The sequence below is a fragment of the Oceanobacter antarcticus genome, from assembly GCF_044962685.1.
In the GTDB taxonomy this organism is placed as follows: domain Bacteria; phylum Pseudomonadota; class Gammaproteobacteria; order Pseudomonadales; family Oceanobacteraceae; genus Oceanobacter; species Oceanobacter antarcticus.
Genome location: NZ_JBBKTX010000002.1, coordinates 210148 through 230848 on the forward strand (window position 1 = coordinate 210148; position 20701 = coordinate 230848).

General features: G+C 54.3%; 22 protein-coding genes. 21 read left to right on the plus strand and 1 reads right to left on the minus strand.

The window, feature by feature from the left end; translation table 11 throughout:
• Positions 1-109: 109 nt before the first annotated feature.
• The 21 genes from pilL2 to WG929_RS02670 all read left to right on the plus strand — a co-directional run bounded on the left by pilL2 (position 110) and on the right by WG929_RS02670 (position 19879).
• Complete coding sequence (gene pilL2, locus WG929_RS02570; protein ID WP_416204765.1) at positions 110-490, plus strand: PFGI-1 class ICE element type IV pilus protein PilL2; 381 nt, start codon at positions 110-112, stop codon at positions 488-490.
• The gene (locus tag WG929_RS02575) at positions 490-717 is read left to right on the plus strand and encodes a hypothetical protein (protein WP_416204766.1); all 228 of its coding nucleotides are present in this window, start codon (positions 490-492) and stop codon (positions 715-717) included. Before pilL2 ends, WG929_RS02575 begins: the two co-directional genes overlap by 1 nt.
• Positions 707-1525 carry a TIGR03759 family integrating conjugative element protein gene (locus WG929_RS02580; RefSeq protein ID WP_416204767.1) on the plus strand — a complete coding sequence of 273 codons (819 nt, stop codon included), beginning with the start codon at positions 707-709 and terminating at the stop codon, positions 1523-1525. Before WG929_RS02575 ends, WG929_RS02580 begins: the two co-directional genes overlap by 11 nt.
• Before the next feature lie 12 nt (positions 1526-1537).
• Complete coding sequence (locus WG929_RS02585) at positions 1538-2098, plus strand: lytic transglycosylase domain-containing protein (RefSeq protein WP_416204768.1); 561 nt, start codon at positions 1538-1540, stop codon at positions 2096-2098.
• The gene (locus WG929_RS02590; RefSeq protein ID WP_416204769.1) at positions 2085-2654 is read left to right on the plus strand and encodes an integrating conjugative element protein; all 570 of its coding nucleotides are present in this window, start codon (positions 2085-2087) and stop codon (positions 2652-2654) included. Before WG929_RS02585 ends, WG929_RS02590 begins: the two co-directional genes overlap by 14 nt.
• 11 nt (positions 2655-2665) lie before the next feature.
• Entirely contained in the window at positions 2666-4780 is a 2115-nt protein-coding gene (traD, locus tag WG929_RS02595; RefSeq protein ID WP_416204770.1) for a type IV conjugative transfer system coupling protein TraD, read from the plus strand.
• Positions 4781-4785: 5 nt separating this feature from the next.
• On the plus strand, positions 4786-5514 hold the full coding sequence (locus tag WG929_RS02600) for a TIGR03747 family integrating conjugative element membrane protein (RefSeq protein WP_416204810.1): 729 nt from the start codon (positions 4786-4788) through the stop codon (positions 5512-5514).
• Between the two features lie 110 nt (positions 5515-5624).
• A complete protein-coding gene (locus tag WG929_RS02605; RefSeq protein WP_416204771.1) occupies positions 5625-6026 on the plus strand; it encodes an MbcA/ParS/Xre antitoxin family protein in 402 nt (133 codons plus the stop codon).
• On the plus strand, positions 6023-6715 hold the full coding sequence (locus WG929_RS02610) for an RES family NAD+ phosphorylase (protein ID WP_416204772.1): 693 nt from the start codon (positions 6023-6025) through the stop codon (positions 6713-6715). Before WG929_RS02605 ends, WG929_RS02610 begins: the two co-directional genes overlap by 4 nt.
• A gap of 12 nt (positions 6716-6727) precedes the next feature.
• Positions 6728-7330, plus strand: a complete 603-nt coding sequence (locus tag WG929_RS02615) for a 3'-5' exonuclease (RefSeq protein WP_416204773.1) — start codon at positions 6728-6730, stop codon at positions 7328-7330.
• A 52-nt stretch (positions 7331-7382) separates the two neighbouring features.
• A complete protein-coding gene (locus tag WG929_RS02620; RefSeq protein WP_416204774.1) occupies positions 7383-10994 on the plus strand; it encodes a YobI family P-loop NTPase in 3612 nt (1203 codons plus the stop codon).
• A 164-nt stretch (positions 10995-11158) separates the two neighbouring features.
• A complete protein-coding gene (locus WG929_RS02625) occupies positions 11159-12130 on the plus strand; it encodes a trypsin-like serine peptidase (protein WP_416204775.1) in 972 nt (323 codons plus the stop codon).
• A gap of 199 nt (positions 12131-12329) precedes the next feature.
• The gene (locus tag WG929_RS02630) at positions 12330-12632 is read left to right on the plus strand and encodes an integrative conjugative element protein, RAQPRD family (protein WP_416204776.1); all 303 of its coding nucleotides are present in this window, start codon (positions 12330-12332) and stop codon (positions 12630-12632) included.
• An 8-nt stretch (positions 12633-12640) separates the two neighbouring features.
• A complete protein-coding gene (locus WG929_RS02635; RefSeq protein ID WP_014704108.1) occupies positions 12641-12871 on the plus strand; it encodes a TIGR03758 family integrating conjugative element protein in 231 nt (76 codons plus the stop codon).
• A gap of 111 nt (positions 12872-12982) precedes the next feature.
• Positions 12983-13360 carry a TIGR03745 family integrating conjugative element membrane protein gene (locus WG929_RS02640; RefSeq protein WP_416204777.1) on the plus strand — a complete coding sequence of 126 codons (378 nt, stop codon included), beginning with the start codon at positions 12983-12985 and terminating at the stop codon, positions 13358-13360.
• A gap of 38 nt (positions 13361-13398) precedes the next feature.
• Positions 13399-13779, plus strand: coding sequence for a TIGR03750 family conjugal transfer protein (locus WG929_RS02645; protein ID WP_416204778.1), 381 nt, complete (start codon positions 13399-13401; stop codon positions 13777-13779).
• A complete protein-coding gene (locus WG929_RS02650) occupies positions 13751-14428 on the plus strand; it encodes a PFL_4703 family integrating conjugative element protein (protein WP_416204779.1) in 678 nt (225 codons plus the stop codon). Before WG929_RS02645 ends, WG929_RS02650 begins: the two co-directional genes overlap by 29 nt.
• Positions 14425-15270, plus strand: a complete 846-nt coding sequence (locus WG929_RS02655) for a TIGR03749 family integrating conjugative element protein (protein ID WP_416204780.1) — start codon at positions 14425-14427, stop codon at positions 15268-15270. The genes WG929_RS02650 and WG929_RS02655 overlap by 4 nt, the downstream gene beginning before the upstream one ends.
• A gap of 34 nt (positions 15271-15304) precedes the next feature.
• Positions 15305-16741, plus strand: coding sequence for a TIGR03752 family integrating conjugative element protein (locus tag WG929_RS02660; RefSeq protein WP_416204781.1), 1437 nt, complete (start codon positions 15305-15307; stop codon positions 16739-16741).
• The gene (locus WG929_RS02665) at positions 16686-17144 is read left to right on the plus strand and encodes a TIGR03751 family conjugal transfer lipoprotein (RefSeq protein WP_416204782.1); all 459 of its coding nucleotides are present in this window, start codon (positions 16686-16688) and stop codon (positions 17142-17144) included. The genes WG929_RS02660 and WG929_RS02665 overlap by 56 nt, the downstream gene beginning before the upstream one ends.
• Before the next feature lie 8 nt (positions 17145-17152).
• Positions 17153-19879, plus strand: coding sequence for a conjugative transfer ATPase (locus WG929_RS02670; protein ID WP_416204783.1), 2727 nt, complete (start codon positions 17153-17155; stop codon positions 19877-19879).
• Here the strand turns inward: WG929_RS02670 and WG929_RS02675 are convergent.
• Positions 19876-20688: a DUF8758 domain-containing protein gene (locus tag WG929_RS02675; RefSeq protein ID WP_416204784.1), complete on the minus strand. Its 813-nt coding sequence runs from the start codon at positions 20686-20688 to the stop codon at positions 19876-19878. The two genes, WG929_RS02670 and WG929_RS02675, sit on opposite strands and share 4 nt — an antisense overlap.
• Between the last annotated feature and the right edge of the window lie 13 nt (positions 20689-20701).

A 20701-nucleotide genomic window follows, 5' to 3' on the forward strand; every position in this document is an offset into this window, starting at 1 on the left:
TCCGTTTAAACATCATGGAATCCCTCGTCTCCTAACGATAATGGTGTGCTGTTCTGGTGCTGCCGTCGGGAGCCATTCGGTAGTGGCGGCAGAGCGGCCCGTCACAACAATGACCACGCTGACCCAAACGGGTCGCTATTCCGTGATGGTCGCTCAGCCGACCGCCGGGCAGCGGGATCTGTTATCGGTGACGAGAGCGATCACCATTCCAGGCGACATCGAAAGTGTGGGGGAGGCCTTCCACTGGATGTTGCGAGATTCCGGCTATCGCCTGGCGGCCGATGCTATGCTGTCGGAGGAAGCGAAAGCCATGCTGGCGCTGCCACTGCCAGCGGTGCATCGCCGCTTTGAGCCCATGCCACTTCAAACCGTGATGGGACTTGTGATCGGTCCTGCTTTTCATCTCATCCAGGATCCCGTTCACCGCCTCATTGCATTCGAGCGTTGCGCGGATATTTCCGCCCCTAATGCGACGGGAGGTGCGCAGTAATGGAGGCCTTTGTCATTGCCATCGTTTTTGTTACCGCATGGGTTATGGGTGCTGAGTCCGGGCAGATTGATCCGGAACCGCGTGCTGAAAGTGAGGCGGTTTCGATCGGCGATCAGATAGACGATCGAGAATGCTCCGTGCGTATTTGTGATCAGGAGTATCAGCTGATCATTCAGCGCGATCTGACCGTGCCCGTCGACCAACAGGTCAATGAAGATGACCATTGAGCATCGCATGAGAAAACCTGCCATCGCATTGGTCGGGTTCTGTCTTTGCGTCACGTTGCCTGTTAACGCGGATACCCGACAGGCAGCGGAATCTCAATCTTCTAACACAGTGGCGATCAAGCAATCTGCGACAGAACGTATCGACTCTCAGCCGTTTCGTGCTGACTCGTGGGGATTAGATGAGTCGGAATGGCAGCGTTACCAATCCTTGCTGCAGGGTATCCGGGGCAGCGTGAGTCCTGCGACCTTGTCACCCCTCGAAGTGCTGGGCATCCACGCCCGCAGTGCCGATGAACGTCGGCGCTACGCTGAACAGTGGGCAGTGATGATGCGTGACGATGCCGAACGCATCCTGGCGTTTCAGCGGGCTTACGACGACGCCCAGCGGCGTCTTTTCCCCAACGGTTTGTTGATCGATCCCGGTGTTGCAGCGTCCACCAAGCCGGATCAAGGTCTGGCTGGAAAATTCGTGTGGCAGTCGTCGGACCGGGTGTTGTTCTTTACCGATACCCAATGCCCGACCTGCGATGCGGTGCTGGAGCGATTGGTCAGCCAGATCAAACAGTTCTCTGGCATCGATCTGTACCTGATCGATGTGTTTGCCGGTGAGGAATCCCGTATACGTGACTGGGCGGCCTCGAAACAGATCGATCCACAATGGGTGAGTGAGCACAAGATTACCTTGAACATCGACGATGGTGCGCTAGGTAAGGTCTCCGCACATACGGGTCTGCAAGGACAAGATTTGCCCGTACTGATACTGCGGCGGGATGATCGCTTGATGCCCTTGCCGCTATCACGATTCTAGCGGGCGCCGGTCATGGTGAATTGGCCGATCATACCTTGTGTTATCGGTTTGCTGTGGTGGTCGACGGCCGCGCAGTCGCAATCCGTGCCAGTGGGGTATCAGCAAGTCGCGAGCGAATACGGCCTGCCTCCGGGCCTGCTCTACGCGGTGGCCTTGACCGAGAGCGGACAGAGCTCGCTCAGCGGTGGACAGTTCCGCCCCTGGCCATGGGCGCTCAATATTGATGGGGAAGGACACTATTTCCCGTCGCGCCAGATGGCATGGCAGACACTGGAGATGGTGTTGACAGAAACTAAAACCTCAGTGGATATCGGGCTGATGCAAATCAGTTGGCGTTACCACCGTTCAGTCCTGGGTTCATCCTGGCAAGCGCTGGATCCATACCACAACCTGCGTGTGGCCGCCGCGATCCTGCGCGACTGCTTCGTCGAACACACCCAATGGATTCAAAGCGCCGGCTGCTATCACGCACCCAACGATCCTGCCCGAGCTGATCGCTACGGTCAGCGGGTCAAGGCGCACTGGATGTGGTTGAACGATACACCACAGGAGGTACGTCTTGAGAATCCATAAACAACGATCGTTGCCAGTCCTCGTGCTCGGGCTGGTCATGAACTCCTCCGTATTGGCTGAGCTGGCGGTGATTTATGACAGTGGTCAGACCCGACCCTTAGCGCCGTTACTCAGCCCACTTTTGTCGAAGAAAACTCAATCGACCGCCCCGGCTGAATCGAGCGACCACAATCCATCTTCAACGTCCTTGCTCGGTCCGGCGACTCTCGGCAATTTATTGCCCATACGTTCACCCGGATTGGTCGTAGGCGATACCGCCGATAGCCAACTGAGTCCCGAAGCCCTGGCGCGTTTGGCGCAAGGGAATCCACGCCCCTTCTTTCTCATCGGCTCGGATGCGGTGTCAGTGCAATGGCTGGCGACTCACCACGACACTCTCAGAGCCCTGGGTGCGGTGGGCATGTTGGTACAAGCCGATACCGAGGCGGATGTTCGACGGGTTGCTGAAGTGGCGCAGGACTTATCCGTCACTCTGGGCTCCGGGAGTGATTTGGCCACCGCACTGGGTATTCATCATTACCCGGTATTGATTACCCGTGATGGCATCCGGCAATGAGTTCGCATCCGATGGAAGCGCTGTTGCGGCCTCCCGTAGAGTTATGGTCCACCTGTACGGCGTTTGCGGCGGGTACGCTGGCCTGGCTCGCCCCCTGGGCCTTGATGATGCCACCGGGTATCGCAATGGCCACCAGCCTGACCTTTTTCGGCTTTGGCTTGTGGCGGGGCCGTCAAGCATGGCGTGTGTTGCGCTACCAGCATCACATGAAGCGGCTGCCGGATTACCAAGTGCGGGCCAACCAGATCCCCGTCAGTCGCCATAAGCTGTTTTTGGGCAAAGGCTTTCGCTGGACCCAGCAACACACCCAGCGCCTGCGCGATACCCTCAAGCCCGAGGTTCAACGTTGCGTTCAGCCGGGCTCGCTATACCAGTGGGCGCGACAAAAGGAAGTGGCCTGGGAATCGATGCCAGTCCTGTCTTTGCTGGCCAAAGCCCTGCGTAGCCGCAGCCGTTGGAACCCGCTGGCACCATTACCAGCCGTCGGCGGTAAACCCGCCCTGCACGCGGTTGAACCGCAAGAGCAGCCCGTGTGGATGGATTTGGGTGAACGGGTTGGGCACACGCTGGTGTTGGGCACCACGCGCGTCGGTAAGACACGCCTGGCGGAACTGCTGATTACCCAGGACATCCGCCGGGGCGATGTCGTCATTGTCTTTGACCCCAAAGGGGATGCCGATCTGTTGCGTCGCATCTACGCCGAGGCGAAGCGCGCCGGTCGGCTGGACGATTTTTATCTGTTTCATCTCGGCTTTCCGGAACTGTCGGCGCGTTACAACGCCATCGGTAACTTCTCCCGCATTACCGAGGTCGCGACCCGTATCGCCAATCAGTTGCCCAACGAGGGCAACTCCGCTGCCTTCAAGGAGTTCGCCTGGCGCTTCGTCAATATCATTGCGCGCGCTTTGGTGGCCCTGAAACGCCGGCCGGACTACCAGCAGATCCGTCGCTACATCAACGACATCGAGCCCTTGTTTGTGGAATACGCCGGCCACTGTGCCGACGTTGCCGGCATCGAAGCCTGGCCGTCTCTGGTTGAAGAGCGCGCGGCGGATATCAAAGAGCGCAACCTGCCCAATGCCCTACGTGGCCGGTCGATGGAAGCCATCGCCTGCATGCGCTTGTTGCAGGAGAAGGCCATTTACGATCCCGTCCTGGACGGGCTGATTTCCGCGTTCAAATACGACAAGACCTATTTCGACAAGATCGTCAGCTCCGTCGGCCCGCTGATGGAAAAGCTGACTACAGGTACCATTGCCGGGCTGATCTCACCGGATTACCAGGATAAGCACGACGCCAGGCCGATCTTTGAATGGATGGATGTGGTGCGCCGCAAGGGCATCGTGTATGTGGGACTGGATGCACTCACCGATACCACAGTGGCCAGTGCGGTGGGCAATTCCATGTTTGCGGATCTGGTGTCCGTCGCGGGGCATATCTACAAGCACGGTGTCGCGGCTAAGGGTACTCATGCGCCAACCCTGAAAACCTCGCCACACTCGACCCCCACCATTTCTCTGCATGCGGATGAGTTTAACGAGCTGATCGGTGATGAGTTCGTGCCACTGCTGAACAAGGCCGGCGGGGCAGGCTTTCAGGTCACGGCCTATACTCAGACCTGGTCGGACGTGGAAGCACGGATCGGCAGTCGGGCGAAAGCGGGGCAGGTGGCCGGTAACTTCAATACCCTGCTGATGCTGCGGGTGAAAGAGCTGGACACCGCCGCCATGCTGACCGAGCAGTTGCCGCGGGTTGAGGTCTTCACCCTGATGAGTGTCTCCGGCGTCGATGATTCGTCGGATCCCGGTTCCGGGGTCGACTTCAAATCCCGCAACGAAGACCGGATCAGCGTCTCGGAAGTTCCGATGCTGACCGCCGCCGATATGGTCACACTACCCAAGGGACAGGCCTTCGCCCTGCTGGAAGGCGGCCAGCTCTGGAAAATCCGCATCCCGCTGCCGGATGACCGCGAGGATACGGCCATGCCCGACGACTTTGAGGCGATAGCCGAGGCCATGCGCCGCAGCTATATCACCAACGATCATTGGTACCGGGTCACCGATCACTGGTGGCACGCCGTCTCCGAGGCCGCGATCCGACCCTCAGACGCCGGTGAGCAGGCTTGAGCACGGTGGAGCCCCGTGATCCCCGACGGACGGTTGCACAGCCGGGTACCGTATCCCGGCTGCTGACGGGCATCGCCCAGTGCCTCAAATGGCTGTTTCTCTCCCTGTGGTTCTCCATTCTGGTGGAGTGGATCGGCATGGCGTTCTGGTGGGAAGAGCAAGGACTTGGCCACAGTCGGCAGATGCTGGTGAATGAACTTCAGTTCCTCGGCGCCGACTTTCATCGCAGCTGGCTAACCGCCCAGCCGATGGTGTTCGCCAGTAACCTCTCGGATCGCATCTACCAGTTTGCCTTCGAGTGGACGGGGCTCGTGGATCTGATTCACTGGATCACACCGGTACCATCTGCGGAGGAAACCGGTCTGAGACCGGTGCTGCACCGATTTTACCGGCCCGTCGCTGACTATGTGCTGGCGGGTATGCAAATCACCCAGGTCTTTGCGGTACGACTCGCCATCCTGACGCTGGCCACGCCGGTATTTGGACTGTTCACCCTGGTGGCGCTGGTGGATGGACTGGTGCGGCGCGACCTGCGGCGTTGGGGAGGCGGCAGGGAAAGCTCTTTCGTGTACCACTACGCCAAGAAAGCCGCCATACCGCTGATCATCATGGCCTGGGTGTTGTACCTGGCGCTGCCGCTCAGTTTGCACCCGTCCTGGATCATCCTGCCATTTGCCCTGGCCTTTGCCTTCGCCGTCACCATCACAGCCAGTACCTTTAAAAAGTACCTTTAAACGTACTTCTAATACTAAGTCATTGAACCAGTTGACTGTACCTTTACAGTCTGCTAGGCTGCATTTAAGCACTGTAAAAATACAGTATGAATGCTGCTTAGGAGGTAATCATGATCGCTCAAGCCGAACAACTGCTGCAACGTGGTTCCAGTGTCACCAGTTCACTGCTGCCGGCGATTTTCAATATCTTCAGCCAGTGGCGCCTCACTGGAGCCCAGCAGATGACGCTACTGGGACTCAGCAATGAGAAGACCCTCTATAACTGGAAGAGCCAACCCGAGAAGGCCAAGCTGACGCGAGACCTGTTGGAACGGGCCAGCTACATTTTGGGGATCTACAAGTCATTGCAAATCCTGTTGCCTGATCAGGTGCTGGCTGACCAGTGGCTGGCTACTCCCAACGACAACCCGCTGTTCAATGGCACGGCGCCGCTGGACCGGATACTCGCTGGTCAGGTGGTCGACCTGGCCATGGTCAGGGATTTTCTCGATGCGGAGCGGGGTGGCTGGTGATCGCTATCGATACGTTACCCACTAGCGAGGTCAATGAATCGGTCTATCGGATCATCCTGTCGCGCTACCCGCAGATCCACCTGTTCGAACGCGTCTCCAACCCACAGGATTGGGAGGTGCTCTACGCTGTCGAGTCCCTGACCAACCCCCGGCTACGGGATGAAGTCGGTGATATTCGCCTGGTGCCACCGGAAGACCGGGTCTATGGCGACGGTGCCTCCTGGATCATGGCGGCCTTTACCCACCCGCCGGTCGATGGCCGAGGTGGTCGCTTCAACTGGGACTTCGGCATCTATTACTGCGCTGCCGACGAAGCGGTCGCCATTGCCGAATCGTCCTACCACCGGGCGCGCTTCCTGCGTGAGTCCCGAATCGACAAGACCACTCAGGAAATGCGCGTGATTCGCGCACAGTTGGGGCCGACAACTCTCCACGATGTCCGTCACCTGCTTGGAGACGCCATCTACGACACCGATCATTATGGCGAAGCCCAGCAGCTCGGTTACGCGTTACGTGATACCAAAAGCTTTGGTGTTCACTACCAAAGCGTGAGAGCGAAAGGGGAGTGCTACGGAGTAATGCGTGCTCGAGCGCTGTCCGATGCGATTCACTGGCGTTATCTGCGCTACCACTATGACCAGGGAGCGATAGTCAACGTCGAATCTCTCGATGGCAGTGGCAGGAGGTGAGGGCAATGTACTATGTCTAAGTGCAATGAGCTGCTGTGGATCTTCACCCAACTCCCGGACGATTACATCGTCCTCGATACCGAAACCACCGGACTCCCTGACGAAAACGGCCCACCGGATATCGTGACACTCGGTATCACCGTGGTGAGAAATCGAGCGATAGCGGAATCCATCGAATTTAAAACACGGCCACAAAAACGCATTTCAGAAGAAGCGCAGTCGATACACGGCATTACCAATGAACAGGCTGCAGGATTTGATTCCTTTGATTTCCAATGGAATCAGATCGCCGAATACCTGAAAGATCAGCTTATCGTCATTCACAACGCGAGTTTTGACTGGCCGATTATTCTGGATCACGTCTACCGATATGCTTTGTCAATGCCGCCAATTCAAGGTGTGTTTTGCAGTCAGAAAGCAGCAATTCCCTGGGCGCAGGCGACCGGTTTACCTGGCAGCCACAGAGGCCCATCGTTAGATGCGCTGACGAAAGTGCTGGGTATTGAAGACCTCAGAGCAAAGTTTGGTGGAATTCATGGGGCGCAGATAGATAGTCAGCAAGCGGCTCAAGTTTCAGAGGTGATGAGACACAATGGTAATATAGATCAGGTTTAAATCTTGAGTCACGATTGATGGAAATAGATCTTTAAGGTTAGTTCAGTATCGTATGATAAAGATCATCACCGCACTAACACGCTGGCTTGCCAATAGCCTCTATAGCATCGTGTCTTGGCTGGAAAGCAAAGACCGCTCCGCCGACATGCAATCGAAGTTCGTGGACCTCGCGCCAACTGATAAGGCGGACAAGGCTGGCATATATTCCGAAGCGATTCTCTTTGCGACGAACAATGCGAAGGTCTCTAACATTGCCCTAACGGGTCCCTATGGGTCGGGAAAGAGCAGCATCATCCAATCCTTCTTGAAGAAGTATCGGCGGCCTGCGCTTCATATTTCTCTTGCTGCGTTCATTCCCGAGACAGATTCGGGGGGCGAGAAGGTGAGCCGTCAAGAGATTGAGAGAAGTATCCTGCAACAGATGCTGTATGGTGCTGATGCAAACAAGCTTCCGCTATCGCGGTTCAAAAGAATTCAGTCGCCCGGTGTTGGGTCGATTTTTAAATCTCTTTACATAATGCTTGGAATTCTCGCGCTTTGGTATGTGTTTCATCAGCGAGAAGACATCATCAGCGGCTCCTTTTTCGTTCCGCTCGCGCTCAGCAATTGGTTCAACCTGGGGACCTTAGTGCTCGCGACAACATTCCTCTGGGTGACACTGCATCACTTTTATGTCGCGAGCTTCGGTCTATCACTCAAGAGCATCTCGCTGAAGGACGTTGAGATAAAGCCCGCACATGATGACCAGTCGTCCATATTGAACCGTCACCTAGACGAAATAGTCTACTTCTTCCAATCAACCGATTACGATCTTGTAGTCATTGAAGATATAGATCGATTTGAAAATGCCGAAATTTTCGTTACGCTGCGCGAAATTAATAGCCTCGTTAACGAGAACGCGGGCGTGAAACGAACCATCAGGTTTCTCTACGCCCTGCGTGACGACATGTTCGTCAGCACCGATCGAACCAAGTTCTTCGAATTCATCATTCCCGTCATTCCGATCATCAATACATCAAATTCGATCGACATGGTGCTTGAACAGGGAAGGAGACTCGATCTCGACGGGCGCCTTGATCGGCAGTTCCTGAGAGAGGTCTCCAGATACCTGAACGACCTTAGATTGATTCAGAACATTTTCAATGAATATGCCATTTATGTGGCCAATTTGGAAACCGATGGAGAGAATCTGCTTGATGCCAACAAGCTCCTCGCGATCCTGATCTATAAGAACGTCTATCCCAGGGACTTTGAGCGACTGCACCAGGGCGCGGGTACTCTCGCCGAAATTTTGAGCCGCCAAGACAAGTTGATCAGGCATGGTGAGACCACTTGCAGGAACGAGATCGCGGAACTCGAAGAGCGACTCAACGTCGCCGAACGACAGACGCCTTCGGACGTGAGAGAATTGCGCCAAATCTACGCTATGGCTCTGCTTGAAAAGCTGCCAGCTAATGTTGCAAGCGTCAGTCTTGACGGGCGAACATGGATCAGCCTTCAGCAGATGGTCACGCACGATGCGTTTGAACAGCTGCTAGACGCTCCGCGTCTTAACTGCCGCAACGTTCAAGGACATCAACAACAGCACAATATTCCTAATCTGCAAAATGAGGTGGATTCTCAGAAATCCTATCAGCAACGCAAGGAGGAGATCGAAAGCAAGGCGACTGACAGTAAGAACAAGAGCTTACGCCGAATACGCGACCTTAAATCAAAGATCGCAACGCTTCGCACCTTTAAGCTCAACGAGCTGTTGCGTTTGAACACCGACCGAGTGCAGGATCTTTTTAAGGACTTCGGGAAAAACGGAGAGCTTGCCCGTTTTCTGATCCTGGAAGGCCATCTCGACGATACCTACTACCAATACACTTCACTCTTTCACTCAGGCCGTTTGTCGCCCAATGACAACAAGTTTCTGATCCAAATACGGGCATTCGTCACGCCTGAGCCGGGTTTTCCGATTGACAATCCCAAAGAGGTCATTGCCGCGATGCGAGATGAAGACTTCCGGCAAAGTTACGTTTTGAACGTTAAGCTCGTTGATAGCCTCCTGAGTGATCGGAGCCGCTATCTTGACCAAACGCAGAAGCTTTTCGAGTTTCTCTCGGCCGAGTTTGAGAGCTGCGAGGGCTTTTTCGATGCCTATTATGACAGCGGCCGCTATGTTGCAGGATTACTATCGGGATTAACCGACGCTTGGAAAGGTCTCGTCCCAACAGCCATTGCCAGCCCCAAGAATATCCTTCACGTCACCCAACTGCTTGCGGGCCTACCTGAAGGCTCGCTCAAAACGCTCGCAAGGGATTTTGACGAGCTACCGGAATTTGTTTCGGTGAACCTTCCTGAGATTCTGGAGCAGTCACCCGAACTAGCACCGGAACGCCTTAAATGCCTCGACTTCGAGGTCAAAGATCTGGCTTCAATCAAAAAACACTTTGGAATTGTACGGTTCATGTTCGAGGCGGGGCTTTTCGAACTTACGATAGCGAACCTGGAATACGTCTACGGGTCGATATTGGGAGAGAACAATCTCGAGCCACTGCGCGAGAGAAACTTCACTGCCATACGTTCGACGAACAACGCTATCTTGATGGAGCGGGTCGAACGCGATTTCGACCGCTACTTTAGCGATGTACTTTTGGAGTTGGAAGAAAACTCTAAAGAGGATGCGCCTGCTATTCTTTCCGTGGTTCGCCACGATACACTTGATGAGGATGATCTTCGGGAGTTTTTAGAGCGGCAGACAACATTATTGCCAAGCCTAGAGGACGTGCCTAAGAGATTGCACGCGGTGCTGTTCAAGCTAAGTATGATCGAACCAACCTGGGTGAACTGTCGTGATTTTATAGAAAGTGAAGGGTTCGAAGCAGATAGCTTGGTTGGCTATCTCGATCGAGATGTTGTCCGTGCGGCTATCCTGCAATACCCCATACCAAGCGACTCAGATTCACAGCAGCTTCGTCAATTCCTCGTCAGGGCCGGCTCGCTGTCTGATACTGCCTATAGAGAATATGCTCACATCCTGCCGAAAACGTTCAATGAGCCACCCGAAGGACTTGAACCAGCCAAGCTTCGAATCCTGATAGATGAAGGAAAAATCACATTCTCTAAGGCTAGTCTCGACGCGCTCGCCGATAAGAGAGATTTGCAGGTACTATTCGTCGCGACAAACATCGACAAATATCTGGCAGATCCAGACAACTTTGCCCTCGACGATGACTACCGAGAGGAGTTGCTTCGATCTGAAATTGATCATAATGCTAAGCTCGGGATAGTCAAATTGATGGATCTAGGTGTCCTCGTGAGCCTTCCCGAACGATCAGCACTTATCGGCCCAATTATTAACAACACCGATGCCAACATATCCAATCTTAATGGGAATATTGCGCAATCTTTGGTATTACATTCTAAGCCCATAGAGACGCAAATTTCTCTCTTTAACAAATATCATTCTCTTATGACAGATGACGAAGTGCGTAATGTCTTGGCCAATCTACCGAAACCTTTTTCAGAAATAAAAACCGGGTACAATGCGCCGAGACTAAAAAATACATCCCAGAATCAGAATTTGGTCAGATGGCTTGATTCAAGAAATATTATATCGTCATGGAGTGAGAGTAGTTTCTTCACTGACGATATAAGAGTGAATCTCTATAGGCGCTAATTATCGGCTTCCAAAATCCGCACCCTCTTCGCGTCAGTGGCGATCCGCCTGGAGCGCCAGACTTACAGGGGACGGATTTGTTTATTAATTTTGGTTTGGTTTCTCAAAGTCTTCTTTTGGCCGGTAGAGCTTAAAAAAAATTAACTAATTATTGGTGCACAAAGATGACTAAAAAAAACAAAATGTCATGCCAATTAGAAATTAACTCTGAAGCCTGGTTCAGGCGGCGTTGTCAGGAAGCCAAAAAATGCTTACTAGAAACGATACCATCAATTAGAAAAGAACAGGCATCCAAAGCATGTGCTACACAAATAAATGATACAGCAGGACTGTTTTGCCTTAGCGCTCAGGTTGATAATAATTTTATTACTCCCAGTAGAGCCAAAGAACTTCTCGCAGGTGACCTTGGCTGTGTATACCGAAATATATTACGACGTTGCTGCGTACCGATTTATTGGTCAAAAAAAGAAGAAAGACGGTTAGATCTACTCCATAGCGGCACTTTAACATTAGTCAAAACTCCTCAAAAGTTAATTGGAATAACCGCAGCACATGTCATTCGGCAATTAGAAACAGATAAACAATGTGATGATGTAGTGGTTCAGTTTTTTAATGCGGTTATCCAAGATATATCGAGCTTGATCATAGACATATCTGATAAGTACGATCTCGCTACAATTTCACTGGAGCAGAAAATATTAGAAAGTATTGGAAAAGACATAATGCCGCTAGAAATGTGGCCTCCAAAACCCCCAGAAGAAGGAAAAGGGATACTTATTGCTGGATATCCTGGAATTGAACGTCTATTGACTGGTGAAAGAGAAGTGGATTTTGGCCTTTTCACTGCTCTCGTAGTTTCGAGAATGGTCAATGACACCCAGATCAGCTGGCTTCTCCAACCAGAATATCAAGTCCCCGGTACCCCTATAAGCCCACCTCCACCTGAATACAATCTAGGAGGGGTTTCAGGCGGTCCTATGATCGGAATATTTGAAACAAAGGGAGGCATTATTCACTATTGCCTCTCAGGTATTATTACTGAATGCCCTGACTTTGAGAACAGCGATATTGCTATAGAGCGCCTAATCGCGACACGTGCAGATCTAATATACGAAGATGGAAAAATAAGTCGTTAATTAGGGAGGCAGAGGGGTGATTTTTTTGTTTAGAGGATGGAGGTGCAGAGTAAAAGTCCCGAATATCCGCTCCTGGCCGTGAGCAGATAATGAGAATCAGGATTCAAAAACCAACCCGCCCACCGAATAGATTTCCCATCGTCCATCGTCTCTAATTCTCGCACTATGCCCCGTAACAACTCACGGGAGCAGTAGTGCCATGAAACGCCATCTCTGGCTACCTTCTTTTCTGATTATAGGCTTGGTTGTCACGCCGGCGGCTTTTGCCGATGCAGACGCCGAGCGCGAGGCGCTCGCCAAAGTCATCCATGAGCTCAATGCCCTCGACTCATTAATCAAGCGTGCCGAGGCCAACGCCGAGCAGGATTCCCGTATCCGATTTCGTTATGACTGGCTGCGTCAGGACCTGAAACAGATCAAGGACGGCATTCAGTCACACATCGATTCCCCCCGTGCTCAGCCTCGCTCATTTCCGCCGTTGCGCGGCGATTACCGTCGATAGGTCTCGTCATGAACGCCGCACAACAAACAGCTTTTCAAGCCGGTTCCGGTATTACCCCAGCCACAATGCTGACGGCCATCGCGTCGATGGTGTTGGTGTTGGCGTTTGTCTGGGTGATCTGGGTAGCGTTAGGAACTTTTCGGGCCTGGCAGGAGGGGCAGGCCACGCTCTTTGATCTGACCTGGAGTACCCTGCGGGCAAGCATTGTGTTGATGGTTTTGGGTTTCTATTTGCGGTGAGTCGATCGAGTTGAGACCGAGAAAGTCCGGTAAGGGCAAACGGCGATGCAGCGCAGTGGGATGCGGGGGTAGTTCCCCTTTTTATCAGCGTTACAGAAGAGGACATTTGTTATGGACACATCAAATACAAAAAACGGTTTCAACAAGAAATCGGTTGCCATCCGCAAGCCGCTATCGGCAGCGGTCGCGGTGCTATTCCCACTGCCGCTCTGGGCGGCGTTGCCGACGCCGGTTGCGCCGAGTACCGCGCCGCCGGCGGGTGACTGGATCGGCTTGATTCAAGGCTACATCAAAGACGGCGGCTTGGTACTTGGACTGGCCATCGCAGTGCTGGGTTTTCTCTGGATCGCTTACCTGGGCTTCGCAAAATTCAATGAAGCTCGCCAGGGCAAGGCAGAGTGGGCTGAAGTCGGTGTGCTGGGGATTGTCGGTGCGATCGTGCTGATCTTCGCCAGCTATCTGCTCACAGAAGCGGCTGGGGTTATTTAACAGCCAGCGTCAATATCAACTTGCCGTAGGAGACGCGAATGTCCAACGACCATGAAATTCTGGCGGATCGGCTCAATGCCGAGCCCGCCATCTTTAAAGGCTGCTCTTCTTCTGAGCTGGGCATGATTGTGGGGCTGGTCATTGTGATATGGCTGCCCCTCAGTCTGTTACTGGCTTGGTTGCTGGGTGCCATCACCATGGGTTTTGGTATTGCCGGTGTCGGTGTGGTGGCCACTGTGGTCGTTCTGGCGACGCTGTTTCAGCGTATCAAACGCGGCCGGCCTGGAGGCTATTACCAGCAATGGCTGCGTATTCGTCTGCAGACGATGGGGCTGTATCGCACGCCCTGGGTACTACGCAGCGGTTCCTGGGATATAGGGAGAACGCACTATGCGCCGCTACCGACTCGAAATCGATAACGTGCGGTCCCATTTACGTTCCCTGTGGATCGTGATTGGCTTGCAAGGGCTGATCATTCTCGCGCTCTGGATCGGCTGGAGCCAGGCACCCAAGCAGCTGCGTGTTTATGTGCCACCTGATCTGCGGTCTGGTGCAGTTCTGGCGGCCGAAGAAGTGCCTCCGGCCAATGTCTATGCCTTTGCGTTCTACATTTTCCAGCAGCTCAATCGCTGGCCAGAAAACGGCGCAACGGATTACGGCAGCGCAATTTTCCGAATCTCGCCCTACCTGACACCCCGCTACCGCAACGACCTGATCGCTGATATGGAGCTCAAAGCCAGACGCGGCGAGTTGGCCTACCGGGTGCGCGGTGTCCATGAAGTACCGGGGCATGGCTACGAGGAGCGCCGAGTCGATGTGTTGTCGCCCGATGTCTGGATTGTCTGGCTAGATCTCGATCTGCTGGAGTCCGTGAAAGGCGTGACCGTCAAGCAAACCACGATTCGCTACCCGATTCGCGTGGTGCGTCAGGCCATCGATCCGGAAGCCAATCCCTGGGGTCTGGCACTCGACGGCTACGCCAGTGACGGCCCGCGTCGATTAACCGATGCCGAGCTGGCTGAGCCCAGCGTGACTGGCGCCATTACCAATAAGGAATCCTCCCAATGAATTCTCGTTATTTCTGTGCGTCATTGAGTTTGATTGCTTTGCTCGGTCTCTGTTTCCCGTTGCTGTCCTTTGCACAAGTCGATGACGCGGCATTGAGCACTCCGGAACGCGTTGTCTGGAACAAAGCGCCCATCGCAATTCCATTGGTGGTTGGTGAAGAGCGCCTGGTGCATTTTCCTGATTCGGTGAGCATCGGCCTGCCACAGTCACTGACACCATTGCTGCGCAGCCAAAGCATCAACGGCACCCTATATCTGTTGGCCAGTCAAACCTTTGAGCCCACCCGCGTCATGGTGCGCTCGGAAACCGACGGCCCGATCTACGTCCTCGATATTTCAGCGGCGTCAGGCGGATCAGACAGTGGATTATTGCCGGATGTGCAGGTACTGCTCCAATCCCCACAAAAGTCACGGCAGAACTTACAACAAAAGTCACCGCAAGATGCCGGTGCCGATCAGTCAACTTCGGGCAAGCAATCACAGTCTTTGGGTTATGCCGCTTTAACCCGGTATGCCGCGCAACAACTCTATGCGCCAACACGACTGATCCCCCGGCAGCCGGGCGTGGTTGCCGTACCCGTAAACCCCGAACCGGTCGATCTGGTAGTGGGCGGCAAGATTGAAGCCGTGCCGGTTGCTGCCTGGAAGGCGGGTTTGCGGTACGTCACTGCCGTCAAGCTGATCAATCGTACCCAAAGCCCCGTCGTGCTGGATCCACGCGAACTGCGCGGGTCATGGCTGGCGGCAACCTTTCAGCACAATCGCCTGTTACCCGCTGGCAGTGAGGCCGATACCACAGCCGTCTATCTGGTGTCGGATCGGCGCTTTGATGCGGCCTTTTGATGTGGCGCTTTGAGAGAGGATAGGAATCTACCCCATGTCGATGGTCACCAGTAATCGTTTGTTACCACTTCTTGCCGGTTCCGTTGTGCTGATGGCGGTGCTCGTTTCGGTGAAGTCCTGTTCCCCGAGTGACCATCAACCCCAGCTGTTGGAAGCCGTGCCACAGGCACCGAAACCGGATGCCGATACCCCGGCGGATACCATCAAGACACTGACGGCCAATGTCAGCGCCATGACTTCGGAGCTCAATGCCCTGCGTCGGGATAACACCGCACTCAAACAGGAAAACCGCGATCTGATCGAAGACCGAAAGCAGATCGAAAACAACGTGCTGTCGAGAGTGCAGACAGCTTTGGAGGAAAAACGTACGGACGCCGCGCCAAGCGAAACCACGTCGGCCATCGCCGCGTTGACGGCGAGGGTGGATTCCCTGGCCAACCGCTTTGGGACATCATCGACACAGCGGTCTTCCACGGGTTCTGATATTCCGGTTGGACTCGGTCTGGATGGTGTCAGAACATCGGCGACGGAACCGGAATCACTGGTGTGGGTCAACCCCCTGGAGCTTGCGCCATCGCCTGATGCTGATAAGGAGGCGTTGCTTAACCGCTTCACTCGCGGCAGTCGAAATGCGTTAGATAGCGCCGGTCCGGAAGTGAAATCGCTGGTAGCGAAAGGATCCAAAGCCCTCAATACCGCTCTGCCGGTCTACACCGTGCCGCGCAATGCCACCCTGATTGGCTCCACCGGTATGACCGCCTTGGTGGGCAGGGTGCCAATTCAGGGACAGGTGCGCGACCCCATGCCGTTCAAGGTGATTACCGGTAAAGAAAACCTGGCCGCCAATGGACTGCGCATACCCGGTATTGAGGGCATGATCTGGAGTGGAACGGCTGTTGGCGACTGGACGCTCTCCTGTGTGACCGGGAAATTGGAATCGGTGACCTTCGTGTTCGAGGACGGCACCATTCAGACCATTTCCTCTGATGAAAAGTCCAGTGGCGGCAACCAACGGGGTGGTTCCAGTGGAAGCAGCGATAGACCGCTGGGCTGGATCTCCGATGCGCGGGGCATCCCCTGTATCACGGGCGAACGCAAGACCAACGCTCCCGCATTCCTGACACAACGCATTGGTGTGATGGCCCTCGAAGCCGCCGGTGAAGCGGCAGCACAGGCCGAAACCACAACGCTGATCAATGATTCAGGCTCGGCCACCAGTGTGGTCTCCGGTGAGACCGGTAAATACGTACTGGGCAAAACCCTGAGCGGCGGTAGCGACGAAGTCGCCCAGTGGTTGCGGGAGCGTCAGGCACAGAGCTTCGATGCGGTCTTCGTGCCCGCCGGTGTCCAGCTGGCAATTCACGTTGATCATGAACTCCCCATCGATTTCCATTCCAACGGCAGGAAACTTCATCATGAAACCAATCTTTTCCAGCAAGCGACGTTTACCACTGGTTCTGGTCTGGACTAGCGCTCTGATGGTCGGCTGCGCCAGCACTAAAGAGACAGTACTACCGCAGGACGGCCCGACCATGAAGTCCATTTACGATCAGCACATGGTGGATGTTCAGAAGCCAGACCATCGGCGAGTCATCGGTGGTCAGCCGTTACCGCAATCCGGTATCGACCACTACCAGGGCTTTGTGCGGGAGGCTGCTAATGAACTCGACACGGTATTTCCACGTCTGCCCAATCCCACGCTGGTGATGTATATCTTTCCCCACCTATCGGGCAGTGAACGCACCCCGGTACCAGGTTATGTCACCACCTTTCCATTTTATGAAAGGGTGGAATACGCCTTGCCGGGAGAAGTGCCGGGGGAAGTGTCAGGCGAGGCGCCGTCGGCAGTTAGTCATTCGCCGTCAGACCAGTAGGGGTACCCATGCCAGCTAACCAACCTGATGATTCGAATACATCGCCACTAACCAACGCGACGATCAAGCAGCACTATAGCCGCCCGCCGTCGTTTACCGATTTGCTGCCCTGGATGGAATACATCCCCGAGAGTAGGGCATTTTTGTTGGAAGACGGCGTCAGTCTTGGTGCCCTATTCGAGGTGCAGCCGGTCGGTTGCGAGGCAAGGACGCCAGCCTTTATGACCCAGCTGCGTGACGCCATTCAAACGGCAATCAACGAGGCCATTCCCGAGCGCGACGATGCGCCTTGGGTCTTACAGATCTATGTGCAGGACGAGCCCAGGCTAACCCAATTCAATGAGTCTTTGGCCCGTTATCCTTCGCCGACGGTGCGCGCATCGGATTATTCTCAACATTACCAGTCGGTGATGTCGAAGCACCTGCAAGCGATTTCCCGACCGGGTGGGTTGTTTGACGATACCACCGTCACCGGTTCGCGTTGGCAGGGGCAGCAACGGCGGATCCGCGTTGTGCTCTACCGCCGTTTGAAAAACAACGGCAAAATGCCACCCGCTGTTGAAATGGAGGAGGCGCTCAATGACGTGGCCACCAAATGGATCGCCTCACTGGCCTCTGCCGGAATCAACGCCCAACGGGCCAATGGTCAAGCGTTTTATCAGTGGTTGCTGAGCTGGTTCAATCCCAATCCACCGCTGGCAGACGGTAATCCGGAATCACTGCTGCAGTTGGCACCTTATCCGGGTGATGACAATTTACCCTTCGGCTATGACTTTGCCGAACAGCTTACGCTGTCGATGCCACACTCCGACGAGGCATCCTCGAGCTGGATTTTCGATAAACTGCCGCACACCGTCGTGACCGTCCAAAGCTTGCGGCGGGCCCCGGACATCGGGCACTTTACGGCGGAGCGCCAGGCCGGGGATCAGGTGTATTCGCTGTTCGATCGTTTGCCCGAGCACACCATCATGGCAATAACACTCACGCTCAAACCGCAAGACACCACCCGCAATCACATTGCCCAGATCAAGCGCGCAGCGGTGGGTGATTCCGCAGAGGCGTCGATCACCCGGGAAGATGCGGAACACGTGGAGCGGGAAATGGCGCAGGGCAACAAGCTGTATCCCGTGAGCATGGCCTTCTATGTGCGCGGAGATAATCAAAAGGCGCTACGGAACAATTTGAATCGTCTCCACGCGCTGCTTTTGCCCAATGGTCTGCAGCCCATTGCCCAGGAAGCTGACCTGCTGTCGCTCGACAGTTACATCCGTAACCTGCCCATGGCCTACGACGCCGACCTGGACAAATCCCGCCGTCGCTCGCGCCTGATCTTCTCCCGGCATATTGCCAATTTGGTACCGTTCTACGGCCGTTCCCGTGGCACCGGTCATCCCGGCCTGGTGTTCTACAACCGGGGTGCCGAACCGCTGGTCTTCGATCCGTTGCACCGGGATGACCGCAAGAAGAACGCCCACATGCTGATCCTGGGGCCGACGGGGGCGGGCAAGTCAGCACTGCTAGTGTATCTGTTGCAGCAGATGATGGCACGACACCGGCCACGGATTTTTATCATCGAGGCCGGGGCTTCGTTTTCGTTGTTGGGGCAGCATTTTGCGCATCACGGTCTGTCAGTGAACCAGATCACCCTGAACCCCAATGTCGATGTCAGCCTGCCGCCCTTTGCCGATGCGCTTCGACTGCTGGATCGTCGCCATGCGTTTAATCCGCTCGACGTCGATGAGTCCACAATGGAGGAGACGTTAGACGAAGATGATGAGATGGACGAAGAGGGCGGCGGGCGCGATATTCTCGGCGAAATGGAGATTGCTGCACGTATCATGATCACCGGTGGCGATGAACGTGAAGACGCGCGATTGACCCGGGCCGACCGACTGCTGATCCGTAATGCCATATTCCTTGCCGCAAAAACCGTGAAAGAGACCAGTCGACCCCAGGTGATTACCCAGGATGTGGTCAACGCCTTCCAGACCATCGCCACCAACAGGGAATTGCCCGAACACCGGCGTAATCGAGCACTGGAAATGGGGGATGGTATGGCGCTGTTCTGTTCGGGCCTGGCGGGCCACTTCTTCAACCGGCCGGGGCAGTCCTGGCCAGAAGCCGATGTCACCATCCTCGAAATGGGCATGCTGGCCCGGGAAGGCTACGAAGATCAACTCACCGTCGCTTACCTGTCCATGATGAGTCACATCAACGACCTGGTGGAACGTCATCAACACGACGATCGGCCCACGCTGGTGGTGACTGACGAAGGCCATATCATTACCACCAATCCCTTGCTGGCGCGCTACGTGGTCAAGATCACCAAGATGTGGCGCAAGCTCGGTGCCTGGTTCTGGATTGCCACCCAGAATCTGGAAGACTTTCCGGACGCCAGCCGCAAAATGCTCAATATGATGGAGTGGTGGCTGTGCCTGGTCATGCCAAAAGAAGAGGTGGAGCAGATCGCCCGCTTCAAGGATCTGAATGATGAACAACGCAACCTGCTGCTGTCTGCCCGCAAAGAGCCGGGAAAATACGTGGAGGGAGTCGTCCTGGCCGACAAGGTCGAAGCGCTGTTCCGCAACGTGCCTCCTGCTTTGTCGCTAGCACTGGCCATGACTGAAAAGCATGAGAAGGCTGAACGTGCAGCGATTATGCGTGAGCAAGGCTGCTCAGAATTAGAGGCTGTTTATGAGATGGCTAGACGAATTGAAAATAGCAGGAATCGTTAGAAAAGCTCGGTTTGTAGTGTGATCGGCGGTGCAAACACACCAATAATGATGAAGGGATTTTGCGCCCATCCGTCGTATTGTAAAGTCGTACCCAGAAAAAGGTGGAGGTCCTTGGTGTTAGCAAAGTCATCAATGTATTTCTTTCTGACATCGAGTATCGCCTTCTTTTCGTCGCCATGATGCCTTTTCAGGCAATTCCAAAACAGCATGCCGATTTCCCAATCCTCAATCATCATCGTGCTTTCTTTGCCTTTATCGTCGAGGAGTCGGTATGAAAATTTGTAAGGGAGTTTGTTGACGACGCTAAAATATTCGGGAGTATCGGAAAATAGATCGCCTTGTTTCGCTTGCTGCTTGAGAGCTTCGATTTTTCCCTTATCCCACTCTCGATCAACTTCCTCGACAACCAAGTCGAGTATTTTTGTTGGTTTGAAGGTGGCTAGTGATAGGGTGCCTGACTTATTGAGCTGGATTAACTCATCCAGATTCTCATAAACACTTCCTTTTTCAAATACGTAGGACTTGCGTTCTTGCCAATTATTTTCTGTACCCATTTTTTCATGAAGCGTGATGGCGTCCGGACTTAGCAGCCGATGACTTTCATGGCGTTTGTCACTCTTGTTTTCGACAACGTCCAACTCTACCCATTGGAATTTATCGTACTTATCGAACAACTTACGGAATGGAACGGGGTAGATTCGTATCCATGAGCCATCTTCTCGAATGCCGGCAGTACAAACCAGCTCACTGTATGCTTTAGATATGGTGGGGTATGTCTTGACTGTAATGAGTACGCGTTCTTTTTTCATCGACTTCCGTGTG